Annotated in this window: 15 protein-coding genes; 9 read left to right on the forward strand and 6 right to left on the reverse strand. The window is 28.8% G+C overall.

Features of this window, described 5'->3' with window-relative positions; all coding sequences use genetic code 11:
* Positions 1-43: 43 nt before the first annotated feature.
* From LL038_RS05330 to LL038_RS05345, 4 genes are all read right to left on the reverse strand, one after another.
* Entirely contained in the window at positions 44-343 is a 300-nt protein-coding gene (locus tag LL038_RS05330) for a hypothetical protein (RefSeq protein ID WP_071613003.1), read from the reverse strand.
* Between the two features lie 42 nt (positions 344-385).
* Positions 386-1,495 (reverse strand): amidase domain-containing protein, encoded by a 1,110-nt coding sequence (locus LL038_RS05335; protein WP_216121607.1) that lies wholly within the window; start codon positions 1,493-1,495, stop codon positions 386-388.
* A 15-nt stretch (positions 1,496-1,510) separates the two neighbouring features.
* Complete coding sequence (locus tag LL038_RS05340; RefSeq protein ID WP_216121605.1) at positions 1,511-2,446, reverse strand: M15 family metallopeptidase; 936 nt, start codon at positions 2,444-2,446, stop codon at positions 1,511-1,513.
* A gap of 316 nt (positions 2,447-2,762) precedes the next feature.
* The gene (locus LL038_RS05345) at positions 2,763-3,632 is read right to left on the reverse strand and encodes an SDR family oxidoreductase (protein WP_216121603.1); all 870 of its coding nucleotides are present in this window, start codon (positions 3,630-3,632) and stop codon (positions 2,763-2,765) included.
* A 455-nt stretch (positions 3,633-4,087) separates the two neighbouring features.
* Here LL038_RS05345 and LL038_RS05350 point away from each other — a divergent pair, with 455 nt between their 5' ends.
* Both LL038_RS05350 and LL038_RS05355 read left to right on the forward strand, forming a co-directional pair.
* Positions 4,088-5,362, forward strand: coding sequence for a DEAD/DEAH box helicase (locus LL038_RS05350; protein ID WP_216121601.1), 1,275 nt, complete (start codon positions 4,088-4,090; stop codon positions 5,360-5,362).
* A 280-nt stretch (positions 5,363-5,642) separates the two neighbouring features.
* Positions 5,643-6,368 (forward strand): hypothetical protein, encoded by a 726-nt coding sequence (locus LL038_RS05355; RefSeq protein ID WP_216121598.1) that lies wholly within the window; start codon positions 5,643-5,645, stop codon positions 6,366-6,368.
* A gap of 68 nt (positions 6,369-6,436) precedes the next feature.
* Here the strand turns inward: LL038_RS05355 and LL038_RS05360 are convergent, their stop codons facing one another.
* Entirely contained in the window at positions 6,437-6,697 is a 261-nt protein-coding gene (locus LL038_RS05360) for a thioredoxin family protein (RefSeq protein ID WP_216107087.1), read from the reverse strand.
* A 282-nt stretch (positions 6,698-6,979) separates the two neighbouring features.
* Between LL038_RS05360 and LL038_RS05365 the strand changes: the two genes are divergently transcribed.
* The 4 genes from LL038_RS05365 to splB all read left to right on the forward strand — a co-directional run bounded on the left by LL038_RS05365 (position 6,980) and on the right by splB (position 10,441).
* Entirely contained in the window at positions 6,980-8,020 is a 1,041-nt protein-coding gene (locus tag LL038_RS05365; RefSeq protein WP_216121597.1) for an AI-2E family transporter, read from the forward strand.
* Positions 8,021-8,077: 57 nt separating this feature from the next.
* On the forward strand, positions 8,078-8,941 hold the full coding sequence (locus tag LL038_RS05370) for a putative RNA methyltransferase (protein ID WP_216121595.1): 864 nt from the start codon (positions 8,078-8,080) through the stop codon (positions 8,939-8,941).
* A gap of 172 nt (positions 8,942-9,113) precedes the next feature.
* Entirely contained in the window at positions 9,114-9,347 is a 234-nt protein-coding gene (locus LL038_RS05375) for a hypothetical protein (RefSeq protein ID WP_071612995.1), read from the forward strand.
* Between the two features lie 83 nt (positions 9,348-9,430).
* Positions 9,431-10,441: a spore photoproduct lyase gene (gene splB / locus LL038_RS05380; protein ID WP_216121593.1), complete on the forward strand. Its 1,011-nt coding sequence runs from the start codon at positions 9,431-9,433 to the stop codon at positions 10,439-10,441.
* Between the two features lie 82 nt (positions 10,442-10,523).
* On the opposite strand, the gene aat is transcribed toward splB, so the two are convergent.
* Positions 10,524-11,192 (reverse strand): leucyl/phenylalanyl-tRNA--protein transferase, encoded by a 669-nt coding sequence (gene aat, locus LL038_RS05385; RefSeq protein WP_216121591.1) that lies wholly within the window; start codon positions 11,190-11,192, stop codon positions 10,524-10,526.
* Positions 11,193-11,378: 186 nt separating this feature from the next.
* Between aat and LL038_RS05390 the strand changes: the two genes are divergently transcribed.
* From LL038_RS05390 to ruvB, 3 genes are all read left to right on the forward strand, one after another.
* Positions 11,379-12,146 carry a hypothetical protein gene (locus LL038_RS05390; protein ID WP_216121589.1) on the forward strand — a complete coding sequence of 256 codons (768 nt, stop codon included), beginning with the start codon at positions 11,379-11,381 and terminating at the stop codon, positions 12,144-12,146.
* 274 nt (positions 12,147-12,420) lie between these two features.
* The gene (gene ruvA, locus LL038_RS05395) at positions 12,421-13,020 is read left to right on the forward strand and encodes a Holliday junction branch migration protein RuvA (protein ID WP_216121587.1); all 600 of its coding nucleotides are present in this window, start codon (positions 12,421-12,423) and stop codon (positions 13,018-13,020) included.
* Between the two features lie 14 nt (positions 13,021-13,034).
* Positions 13,035-14,042 (forward strand): Holliday junction branch migration DNA helicase RuvB, encoded by a 1,008-nt coding sequence (gene ruvB, locus LL038_RS05400; RefSeq protein ID WP_216121585.1) that lies wholly within the window; start codon positions 13,035-13,037, stop codon positions 14,040-14,042.
* The last annotated feature ends 68 nt before the right edge of the window (positions 14,043-14,110 follow it).

The raw sequence follows: 14,110 nt of genomic DNA on the forward strand, positions 1-14,110 counted from the left end.
ACTCATAGGCTTATGTCAAATTGGAGCTAAAAGATTGTTAGATTTATATATTCTCAAATTCATTTAAAGTTTTTATTTTATTCTCAACTTTAATTTTGTCGCTTCTTATATTATCTAATTGTTGTAGCAACTTTTTGTTCTCTACTTTTATTGTTTTACTTGAATTATGTGCAAGACCAGTCTCGGAGAGTTCTAAAGTGTATTGTATTTCTTGTTCAAGTTTACTTTTATAAGTTTCTTCAAATTCCTTTTCAACCTCAGTTAATTCATCATTTAAAGATGTTTTCATATTATCGATAACTTGCCTTGTTACTTCTGATTTGATTTGTTCTTCTGTTTTCATATAAATTTCATCTCCTTATAATTTATTGTTTGAAATATTTTATTAAAAGTGAACGCTAATCAACCAAAATTTAATATTTTTATCACTCCATCCAAGGTCCCAAGGTACTTTACTTCTATCAGAATTATGGCAACTAACCAAAGAGTATCCTCTTGAATCAGCCCCTGTAACAACAGAAATGTGAGTAATATCATTTTTATTTTCATAAGCAACAATATCACCTGGCAGTAATTTATAACTAGCTTTATATACTTTGTCATAACTTCCATAGGCAATCACGGATCCTCTACCGCTATATATCATATATCTTTTAAAGCTATCTGCATTAAGCCAAGCTTTTGTTGCTCCGTTTTTATCTGAATTCCATGTGGAATTTTTTCTGAATTTTCCTCCTTCAAAAAGAATTTGGGATGCAAAGTTTGCACAATCTCCACCTTGAGGATTATAGTCACGATAAAGCATGTTATATTTATACTCACTGTCGCTCGCAGCACCACAATATTTATCAGCATATTTTACAGTATCTATTCGTCTTTGCCCAATGTTTTTTAAATCTCTTGGTTTTTGAAATAATATATATTCTTTTATTGAATCTGCTTTTATATTACTTAGGTCTAAAGAATTTGCGAAAGGGTCTTTGTACCATTCTTTAGAAATAACCCAAGAACCATCTTTACTCATAAGTTGCAAGTTGTGGTATGTTCCAATCCTTGATGTGTTTTCAAGTTTTGGTTGATCTATATATATATATTTGTATTCAGTTGAACACAATAAATATATTGAAAAATTATCATTGTTTTCTTTAATCCTTTTTATAATTAAAGTTGGAACAATATCCGTAAATTTAATTCCTTGTTTTTCGGCCCAATTATTAATATAATCCATTTTTTTCTTTTCATACTCATATGCCCAGGTACCATATTTTGTGTCCATATTATAAAATGATTGTATTAATTCTAAATCACCATTTAATATAGCTTTATTTCTATTTTTAAAAATTTGGTTTATATAATTAGTTACTTCTTTTTTTGATTCATCAGTAATAGCATTTGCATAACTACTAATATATACTTGCATTGATAAAAGAAGGATGACAAATATAAGTAATTTAAGTTTGAATGATTGTGATTTTTCAATTTTACGTAAATTCATAATATTATACTCCTATTATTTTATTAATGAATCAATTTTATCTATCGCATTTTTTATAGAAATCTCCTGTATAGGAGCGCCTTCATACCATGTCTTTTTTAGAACGTTGCTATTTGGAAAATAGCGTGCTTTTAAAATTATTTCAGGTCTATACTCAAAATGTAAAATATCAAAGTGGGACCATTTACCACCCCAAACAAAGTTATTTTTTTCAAAGATTTCCACAAGTTCAGTGGAATATGATGATAGTCTTTTTTCTCCAGCATCTTTGGTAGACCATTTCCAATAGTCTCTTTTGTCACTGGCAAGGTCAATAGCAATTCCAAAAGAATGTGGACTTAATCTATTAGTACCTGAAATTACTCGATAGTTAAAGGTGCCACTGCAAGGCAAAAGACAGTTTCTCAAGTTTTGATTCGTTTTTAATAAAGGCTTTAATTCTTCCATAACTGTTTGTAATGAATTAGATGCGTTATTGCTCTTGTTAAATTGATAATTATTGTAAATAATATTAACTTTTGTAAGGTTATCTTCTATGACTTGTTTTGATGTACCATAAACTTCAGATAATAACCCGTAACATCTATAACGTCCTGGATCAAAATCTGCTGTCATAATAGATCTAATAGGAGATAAAGGATAAATTTGATCTAAGGTGTCTTGAAGGTCTGGGTTTACAAGTTTTTCTTGAATGCTCTTTATTTTTTTATCATCGTAGCATAGTTTTCTGCCTGATTTCATGTTTAGATATACATAACCGTTATTTTTCTCTATATTTTTAATATATTCAGGATAAGCAATCATTAAGCATAAAATATCTTGTTTCATTGTTACATCGTATATATTGCTATTTTCTTTTTTGTTTGTATCATTTGCAGCAGAGGTTATTGATATATTTCCTATATTAAAAAGCAAACTTACAATAAGTATAACAATAAGCATTTTTCTCATGATGAAATTCCCCCTTTATAAAAATAATATTAATAGTACAAATTTATAAAAGTCAAATCACTTTTAATAATACTTTTGCTATATATAATTGCCAATGAGCTATTATTATATGTGTGGATATATTAACAGAAAATACATGAATTTTTCCAAAATATAAAAAAATATGTCTATATGTATTAATACATGATTAAGCAATGATAATTTGAAGGGATATACTTAATAGTAAATAGGCAGCAAGGTATTGCTGCCTATTTACTCATCTTTTTTTTTGAGTACGAAAATAATATAAACTATGCTAATTGATTAGTGGGATGTATTATCCATTTATAACAGTACAACCATTAACATGAATAGTTTCACCACTTATATATGATGCACCATTTGATGCTAAAAACAAATATGTTTCAGCAAGTTCAACGGGCTGACCAGGTCTTCCCATAGGTGTATTACTTCCGAATTCACCAACCTCATTTTCACTAAAAGATGAGGGTATAAGTGGTGTCCATATGGGACCTGGAGCTACGGCATTTACTCGTATCTTTCTACTTGCAAGGGAAAGAGCGAGCGAACGAGTAAATGTAACTATCGCGCCTTTAGTTGAGGAGTAATCAATTAATGATTTATGCCCTTTGTAGGCAGTGACTGAGGAAGTATTTATAATTGTAGCTCCCTCCTTTAAATATGGTAATGTTGCCTTAACCATATAAAACATTCCAAAAATATTAGTTTTAAAAGTTCTCTCTAGTTGCTCTTTTGTAATATCTTCAATACTGTTTTGAGGATGTTGTTCTCCAGCGTTATTTATAAGAATATCTATTTTACTTAATTCTTTTATTGTTTGACTGACAGCATTTACGCAGAAAGCATCGTCGCCAATATCTCCAGGAATCAAAATGCACTGTCTACCCTTTGCACAAACAAGTTTTTTAGTCTCTGTCGCATCTTCATGTTCATTAAGATACACTATGGCTATGTCAGCACCCTCTCTTGCATATGCAAGAGCAACTGCTCTACCAATCCCACTATCACCACCTGTGATTAGGGCAACTTTATTCATTAGCTTTTCAGAACCTATGCAATTTGGATATTCAAAAATAGGTCTTGGGTTCATTAGTGTTTCAAAACCTGGCTGCTTATCTTGGTGTTGCTTAGGTATACTTATGGGGAAATTAAAGCTTTCATTCATAAAAATGTCTCCTTTTGTAAATAAAATATATTTTATAAGTGTAGTTTATGATAATTCGTCATTTATATTCACTTTAAATTAGTATATGAAAAAAATTAAAAAAACTTAATAGATTGTTTATTATGGGTTATAAAAACCAGAATAATAGCTAGAAGACTAGAAATATGTTATAATTAAAAAATATGAGTGTTACGAATATTTAAATTATAAAATTATAAATTTGAAGTTGATAAAAATGAAACATATTTATTTATATATCAAAGACCTATAAAGTCAGAGTTAAATGAAGATTAATCAGCCTAAATATGCTCATATCACTAATAAAGGGTGGTTTCTTAGATGCAATATAATCATGGAAGAAAGTTGTTGTTTCCAATTTTCAAGAAGATTCATAACAGGATATTAGTGATTTGTGACATTTAAAGTTCAAGACAGCCACTTCCAAAGGAGAAAAAATGTTATTCGAAGATTTAAATCTCATTACACCAATAAAAAAAGCATTAAATGATGAGGGATATGTGGAAGCTACACCTATCCAAGAGGCCTCAATTCCTAGTATATTAGAAGGTAAGGACTTTCTAGGCTGTGCTCAAACAGGTACTGGAAAAACTGCAGCGTTTGCTATTCCTATACTACAAATTCTTTGTGGAAAACAAAAGGTTATAAAAGGACCAAAAAATATTAAAGCTTTAATACTCGCACCGACAAGAGAACTTGCAATTCAAATTGGAGAGAGTTTCGATTCGTATGGTAAGTACATGAATCTTACTAGTACTGTAATTTTTGGAGGAGTATCACAAAAAAAACAAACTGATGCGTTGAAAGATGGAGTAGATATTTTAATTGCAACCACTGGTAGATTACTTGATCTTATGCAGCAGAGATTTATAAACATACATCATGTTGAGATGTTTGTACTTGATGAGGCAGATCGTATGCTTGATATGGGATTTTTACGTGATGTAAAAAAAATAATAGCCCAATTGCCTAAGATTAGACAGACTATGTTATTCTCAGCAACTATGCCTGGTGAAATCTCAAAGCTTGTAGATAATATTCTTGTTAATCCAGTTAAAGTAGCAGTAACACCGGTTTCATCAACTATAGAACTTATTGAACAAGCAGTATATTTTGTAGATAAAAAAGATAAAAAATCATTGCTTATTCATCTGTTAAAAGATAAATCTATAGTTTCTGCTTTAGTATTTTCAAGAACAAAACATGGAGCAAATAAAATCACTAAGGATTTAAACAATGAAGGTATAGAGGCTCAAGCTATACATGGTAATAAATCACAGAGTGCGAGGCAGCTTGCTTTAAATAATTTCAAGCAGGGAATAACAAGAGTTCTCGTCGCTACAGATATTGCAGCAAGAGGGATAGACGTTGATGAACTATCTCACGTAATTAATTTTGATTTACCCAACATTCCAGAGACCTACGTTCATAGGATAGGAAGAACTGGAAGAGCAGGACTCGGTGGAGTTGCATTATCGTTTTGTGATGTAGAAGAAAAACCATTCCTTAAGGATATTGAGAAGGTTATAAAAAAATCAATACCAGTAATAGAGGATCATCCTTATCCTGCAAGTAATATAGTAGTAATAGCAAGTAAGGATGATGCAAAGAAAGTGTCTACTGGAAAATCACGTTCTAATGGTTATGCCAGACGAAATGGAAGAAACCAGCAAGGGCGATCACAATCTAAAAACACGGGAGCAACAAGATAAATAGAATAAAAAGCATAAAGCCAATGATTATTTTTAAATAATCATTGGCTTTACTACTCTGTATTTTAAGTTTCATACAGAATTAATTAATAGTCTCCATTTTTAGCCCTAGCAATACTGCCTGCGCCTAAAATTATAAATAATTTATTATTTAACATAACTAACATCTCCCTACTATAAGTTTAATGTTTGTTTGTCGACTACAATAATAGTATATCCCATAATTAAAAAAGTATACATCAATCAAAAATTAATATTATTTATAAGGGGGTTATAATTTATGATTTTTACGTCAGAAGATAATGTTATATTTAGTTCTATTGTAGAGGAATTTGATTTGAACGATTCTATTGTAGAAAAATCAGAAGAATTAAAAAAGTTAGTTGAAATCTTAACTAATTATAGAATAGACATATGCAAATTATTTAAGATGCAAAAGTTTAAGAGTGAATCTTTAGAATTGAATAAAAAAGAACTTATTGAAAGTGTAAGTTTAAATAAATCTAGAATTGTGGATAATGAAAAGAATAAAATAGAATTAAGAGATAGGATTAAAGTTAATAGGGAAAATATTAAAGAAGTAAAATTTTATATAAAGGAATTAGAGAATAATCTTAATGAAGAAAAGCAACAAAGCAGAATATTATATGGAGCACTTGATATTTTTCTGAGTAGAGAAAAATTTAAAATTATCAAAAAATTAGTTATTAAGGAATATATAGCAGTTTATTCTAATTATTCTAATGAGTTAAGTATAAAAACAAAAATAAAACAATGTGATGAAAGAAAAAATAAAATAAGAAAAGAGATACATGATTTTAATGATAGGATAGATAAATATAATAGAAAAATAACCATTTATAAATCAGCATTAGCAGAAATAAGAAAAAGTACTTTAAGTATGTCAAAAAATAATGATTTATCTACTATAAAGATTGAAAGAGTGATAAATTACATAAAATTAGAAAATAATTTTAGAATAGAAGTTCATAATTATAAAATATAAAAACATCAAGAGGATAACTTAAGACCATCTTCATAATGTTTTTATTGATTTTTAATTAAGAAACCATTTTATTTAAAAGCTTTTTCAAATATATTATTAACAATACTTTTAGAGGTAACTCCCTCATGAACCTTTATGCCATCAACATAATAAGTAGGGACATAATAGTATGTATATTGTTTTGCTATATCAGGCTCTAACTCTTCGTCGATTATTTTAATTTCAATATCAGCATATTGTGGATTTTGTTTTTTTATATTTTCCATCCAACCAAGTGCTTTTTTACAGTATGGACACCATTCAGTTACAAACATAATTATTGGTTTCATTTATTTTCACCACCAAACTTTCTATTTAGGATCTAATATTATTAGATGCATTAATATTATACACCATTTTTCTTATACTTAGGGCATTATAGTAAATTATAAAAATTAAACTTTAATTTATAATCATAATGATTAAGGTTATTAGGAGTAATTAATAGAAATAAGTTAAAAAATTTGCTATAATGAACTAGTTGAAAAATAATTTGTTATTTTGATATAAGTGAGAGAAAATGCAGTACATATTTAAAGTAAATAATAAAAGAAAATGAAGGAGTATTTTAAATGCAATCGATAAAGCAGATATGTAAGAAAGAGTCAATTATGAAAATAATGTTGTTTTTAGCATTAGTATTATTCGCGTATTTAATAAGATCCATTTTTGATTTGATTTTATTAACTTTTATGATTACTTATTTAGTGAACAGTATGCAAAGTTTATTAGTTTACCAAATCAATAAAATTATAAAAGTAAGTCCAACCATTATTACGATAATTATATATGTGTTTATTACAGCAACTATAACGCTCCTAGCAGTAAAATATATACCAATAGCAATATCTGAAAGTTTACTTATTTTAGACAAGATGGAGTATATTGATTTTGCGAAAAACACAAAAGGTGTTATGCCTTATCTATCACCAATAGTTAATCAAATTGACATAGCAAGTTATGCTAAATCAGGTATTCAAAGTATTATGCTTTTGGTAACAAATTTAGGCAAATGGAGTATTAATTTTTTTATGGCACTCCTATTAAGTCTAGTATTTATATTAGAAAAGAAGAGTATTTTAAACTTTGTCCACAAGTTTAAACATAGTAGAGTATCGGGTGCATATAATTATTTTAGTTATTTTGGAAACAACTTCTTAAATTCTTTTGGTAAAGTAATCCAGGCTCAAATAATGATAGCAATTACAAATACAGTATTATCAATTATAGGACTTACTATAATGGGTTTTCCACAATTATTTGCTCTTGCATTTATGATATTTATTTTAAGTCTTGTACCAGTGGCTGGAGTATTTATTTCTTTAATACCATTATGCTTAATTGCTTTAAAAATAGGTGGGGTAGTTAAAGTTTTTTTTGTGCTCATTATGATTTTTATAATTCATGCGATTGAAAGTTATATTTTAAATCCAAAGTTTATGTCTGATACTACACATCTTCCAATATTTTTCACTTTTGCAACATTAATAATATCAGAACATTTTATGGGAACATGGGGTCTTCTACTAGGTATACCAATAGTTATATTCTTGTTAGATTTAATCGGAGTGAATCTTAGCGAAAAAAGCAAATCTAAATTTACAGACGATTAATTATGTAAGAAACACGCACAAGGTAATTTAGTTCATTCTTTGGAAGGTAGTGATTTTGTGTCAATAGAAAATATGCAGTCTATATTAAAATGTCCTGTTTGCAATTTAAGTCTTGAAAAAAATGAAAAACAATGCGTATGTTTAAATAATCATAGTTATGATATATCTAGCAAAGGATACATTAATCTTTTATTAGCTAATCAAAAGAAAACCAAAGATCCTGGAGATAGTAAGGAAATGATGGAAGGTCGTAAAGATTTCTTAAATAGAGGGTATTATCACACTTTTTCAGATAGACTTAATGAGATAATAATATCGAATATAAGTGAAAAGAATATAAACATACTTGATGCCGGATGTGGAGAAGGATATTTTTTATCAAGACTTAAGGAAGCTATATATGCAAATGAATCTAAATGTCTTTTAAGTAAGCAATTTAATTTTTTTGGCGTAGATATATCGAAATCCGCAGTTACTTATGCAGTTAAGAGGGATAAAGGAATAAACTTTATAGTAAGCAGCAATTTTAATTTACCCATAATGCCAAATACTATAGATGTTATTATTAGAAATTTTGCACCTTCTGATGATCTAGAACTTAAAAGGGTTCTAAAAGATAATGGGAAATTGGTAGTTGTAACACCGGGGATTGAGCATTTATATGGTTTAAAAGAGATATTATATGTAAATGCTAGAAAACATGAGGAAAAAGAAACAACTTTTGAGGGTTTTAAATTAATAAAAAGATCAGAAGTTAAGTATAACATTCATTTAGAAGATAGGGAAAGTGTAAAAAATCTTATAAGAATGACACCCTACTATTGGACTTTTGACAATGCTATGAGAGAAAAAGCGATTGAAACTTCTAAACTTTCAACTGCACTCCATTTTAATATAAGTGTATATGAGAAATGTCATTAAGCTATATTACGAGAAATTAAAATTAATAACTGGATGTAGGACTATGCTACAATCAGTTATTTTGTTTTAAAATATAATTAAGTAATAGATTTTATTATAATTGATGTATTGATGAGGCTTAAGATGATATAATGTTAATGTATTTGATAAATAAAAGATTAGAGGTGTTAGCATGACTAATGATGAAATGTATAAACGAATAATTGCTATGACTAGTATTAAAACTGCAAAAAGTTTTATTAAAACTTATGATATAAGTAAAAGTGATTTAAGCAAGCTTTGCAAAAAATTCAATATATTTATAGACGGTAAAGCTACTAAGGATGATATGATTGATAGATTTTTAGGAGAGACATTGGGTAAAAAACTAAAAAACAAGGTGATTAATAAGTACAATATTAGATAAGTTTTTCAAATATGTAATTTTATGAATAGGATAAGTGTATAAATAACTTTATTTAATAAAACAATACCTATGAGGTGAAGTTAATGAAGTTATTTATACCAGATATTGCATATATAGACCCGAAATTATTAAAATATGAGGAATCAAAAGGAACAATAAAATATCTAGAAGAATTAAAGGTACCTATAGTTAATTCAAAAAAAGTTGTAATAGACGCTGGGTCTCCCGAGAAAAACTATGTAACAGCTAAAAAGACTGTTCTTTTTACAACAAATGGTCAAAAGAAATTAGTGAGTTGTAAACCATCCGCAGATTACCAATTTTCGCTTTCGAGTTCATGCCCTGCAAATTGCGAATATTGTTATCTGCAAACTACACAAGGTGAGAAGCCTTTCATGAAAATATTCTTAAATATTGAAGAAATTTTAGAAAATATACAGACGTATATAGATTCTAACTTGCCAAGTATTACTTCTTTTGAATGTGCCAGTATAACTGATCCAATTGCACTTGAACACCTAAGTGGAAACTTAAAAAAATGCATAGAGTTTTTTGGGAGAAGTGAGAATGGAAGACTTAGACTTGTAACTAAGTTTGATGATGTTGATCCATTTTTGAAACTAAAACACAATAAACATACAAAATTTAGATTTACTTTAAACACGCCTTATGTAATAGATAACTTCGAACATAATACTTCAAGTTTTAAAGAAAGAATAGGCGCAGTCAAAAAAATAGCAACTGCTGGGTACCCAATAGGATTTATAATTGCACCTATTATGATATATGATAATTGGAAGTTAGAGTATAAGGAACTGTTTGAAACGTTAAAAATAGCTCTTGCAAATTACAAAGATGAAGTAAGTTTTGAACTTATTCAACATAGATTTACAAAAGCTGCAAAGGAACTTATAGTGCAGAGATTTAAAAATACTAAGCTTGATATGGATGAAGAAAAAAGGGTGTTAAAATGGGGGCCATATGGAAAATTCAAGTATGTATATAAGAAACCAGAGAGCGAGGAAATAAAGAATTATATTTCAGAACTGATAAACAATAATTTTGATTTGGCAATAATTGAATATTTCACTTAATAATTAAAATATTTTAGTAATTTAAATAATCATCATGAAGGTTTAGGTCTTCATGATGATTTATTTTTTTATATTATGTAGCTTATAATGATAATTTTAAAGGCAATTTTGATATTCCATCTTTTACAAGTTCTAAAAATTTTTCTCTAGGCATATAAACGGCGCCTAAACTTTCAAGATGATTTGTATGAACCTGACAATCAATCAAAGAAAATCCCTTCTTTTCTAGTACTTTCCCAAAGGTAATAAAAGCAACTTTAGATGCATTATCCATAGTAGAAAACATTGACTCACCAAAAAAACATTTTCCTATGCTTATGCCATATAGTCCACCAACTAATTCATCATTGAACCAAGTTTCTACGCTGTGAGCATAGCCAAGCGTGTGAAGGTTGCAGTAGGCTTCAATCATTTCATTTGTAATCCATGTGCCAGCCTCACGCCTGAGATTTGAACAATTAGATATAACATCCCTAAAGTGAGTATCAAAGGTGACTTTATATATATTCTTTTTGAGTGTTTTTTTCATAGAGTGGGAGGTTCTTATATCTTTTGGATAAACAATAAATCTTGGATCCGGTGACCACCAAAGTATTGGTTCATCATCTGAGTACCAGGGAAATATTCCATTAGAATATGCAAGTAATAATCTCTCTTGCGATAAATCTCCATCAATGGCGAGTAATCCATCATCATCTGAAAGAGATGGGTGAGGGAATCTTAATTCATTTGATAATCTATAAACTGTCATAATAACTCCTTTCAGGATATAACCTATAAACCTTATTATATACTACCTAAATCAATCTTACATGTTTTTACAGTGATAGACATAAAAATTTGATTAAAAAGAAAGCTATGGAGCATCATAAAAAATTTTAATTTATTGAATGAATAATCCTTTGTTTGGACATAATTCCAAATAAGGAGGGGAATTATGAAAAATAGAAAAATTTTATATTCACTTTTAACAATAATATTAATAGCTTTTGTTTGTGCTAATTATTCTCTAATCCATTATATGAATAAAAATGATTTAAAGCTTGAAGCTTATGGTAATTTACCATATTTAAAATTTACATCGAAAGCCATTGAAAACGGTAATTCATTACAAACATCTGTAACCACTAATTTGGCTAGGGTATCAACAGACACAAAATTCATTTTCAAGATTAAATATAAAGATAATGTAGTAAGAAACATGGTACTTGAAAAGTATTTTAATGGTTCGAAAGTATTAATTAGAAAAAATAAAGAAGAACTTAATGAATATTTTAAAAATCAAGGTTACACAGTTTCTAATATGGGTACTGATGAAGTTGTTTTTGTTAATAATAGCAATAGGTATAGTTATAAAGCCAATAGATATTTTTTAGGTGTTTATAGCGACATGGTAACAATATATAAAACAGATGAAAATGGAAACATATCAGCGAGTAAACTATTTAATGCTAACGTTTATTCAGCAGATGGTAAACAGCAGAAATATGATTTTGAAGCTATAGACAAAGGAGAATTACAACATATTAAAATAATTGACCTAAAAGAAAAAGATGGACTTATGGAAGATCTTATTCGCGGTAGAAAATATAGCAAAGATGATGATACTAAAAAAGATATGGAAGATAGCGAAGAATATGAAAAAGGAGAATTCAAATCTCCAGCAAAGGCTTTTGATTATGCTATGGGTCTATTAAAGTCATGATAATTAATTTGAATTAGTTAAAATAATAAAATATGTACTATAGCATTAGGAAATATGTTTTCTAAAGGATAAAACTTTAAGAAATGTATTTTTCTAATAAAAAAGCCTTATGAATTATATTTCTTAAGGCTTTTTACCATATTTTTTTATTTTCATGTATCTTATTTATTGAATTAATACCGTTTAGGTGGTAAAGTAATATATGTTGCTATAAAAATAGAAGGATAACAATTAATAATTAGTATCCTAAAGGAAGCAGCAAGGAGGAAGTATTATGTTCGAATATATAAAAGGCATTTTTGTAGGTTTTAATAAAGACTATATTATACTGGACAATAACGGTATGGGTTATAGAATATATACTTCTGGAAGTACTATGGCTAAGATGCCTAAAACAAATGAAACGGTACTATTATATATAAAACAAATTGTTAGAGAAGATTTTATTGGTTTGTATGGGTTTCTAACAAAAGATGAAATAGAGATGTTTAGCCTTGTAATTAGTATAAATGGAGTTGGGTCAAAAGCTGGTTTATCATTACTTTCTATTTGCAGTGTAACAAATTTAAAGTATGCTATTGTATCAGGAGATGAAAAAACTCTAATCCGGGCACCAGGTATAGGAAAGAAAATTGCTCAAAGAATAATTTTGGAGCTTAGAGAAAAGATACATCTTGAGCAGTCTACCACTCAAGACCTATCACAGAATTCAGGAATGAATTTAATAGAAGATAGAAAACTTATGGAGGTTTTGGGTGCTCTTATTTCACTAGGATATTCTGAAAAAGAAGCGGAAAAGGCAATGAGTGCTGTAAGTCATGAACAATCACTTGAAAATATAATTAAAGATTGTTTGAAATATTTAATGAACTAAGGTGGGAATATACTATGGATGATACTCAGGAAAGAATTATTACTTCGTCTATCACAGAAGAAGATGTGGATGCTGAGTATTCTCTAAGACCTCAAAAGCTTGGAGAATATATTGGTCAATCCAAAATAAAAGAAAAATTAAGTATATTTATTAAAGCGGCCCAAAATAGAGATGAAGCTCTTGATCACGTGCTTTTATATGGACCGCCAGGCCTTGGTAAGACAACACTCGCGAATATTATTGCGAAAGAAATGAAAGGGAATTTAAAAGTAACTTCTGGACCAGCAATAGAAAGAGCAGGGGATTTAGCAGCTATTTTAACTAGCCTTAGTGATTATGATGTGCTTTTTATTGATGAAATACATAGACTTAACAGATCTGTAGAAGAAATATTATATCCTGCTATGGAAGATTATGCACTTGATATTGTTATAGGAAAAGGAGCATCTGCAAAATCCATAAGACTAGATCTTCCAAAATTCACACTAATTGGTGCAACAACTAGGATTGGGTTATTAACTGCCCCACTTCGTGATAGATTTGGAGTGTTAAGTGCTATGGAATATTATACGCAGAGAGAGTTAAAAGAAATAGTAATACGTTCAGCAGCTATTTTGAAAGTGGATATTACGGGTGATGCTGCGGTGGAAATTGCAAGACGTTCAAGGGGGACTCCAAGAATTGCAAATCGTTTGCTTAAAAGAGTAAGAGATTATTGTGATGTTAAGGGAAATGGAATTATAGATCTAAATATAGCAAAATCTGCATCAGAGCTCCTTGAAATAGACGACGAAGGTTTTGATAGGATAGATAACAAAATGCTTGAAGCTATTATAGATAATTTTAATGGTGGGCCAGTAGGTATTGAAACATTATCCTATTTTGTAGGAGAAGAGATAGGTACACTTGAAGATGTTTATGAACCATATCTAATTCAAAAGGGATTTATAATAAGAACACCAAGGGGACGAATAGCTTCTAAAAAAGCATATCAACATTTAAATAGACCACAAAAGACATAGAAAGCAAAGAAACTTAAATAATTCATAATATTAATTATGATGGACATAAAATTTAAATGATTTTTGCA

The organism is Clostridium estertheticum (assembly GCF_026650985.1).
In the GTDB taxonomy this organism is placed as follows: Bacteria; Bacillota; Clostridia; order Clostridiales; family Clostridiaceae; genus Clostridium_AD; species Clostridium_AD estertheticum_C.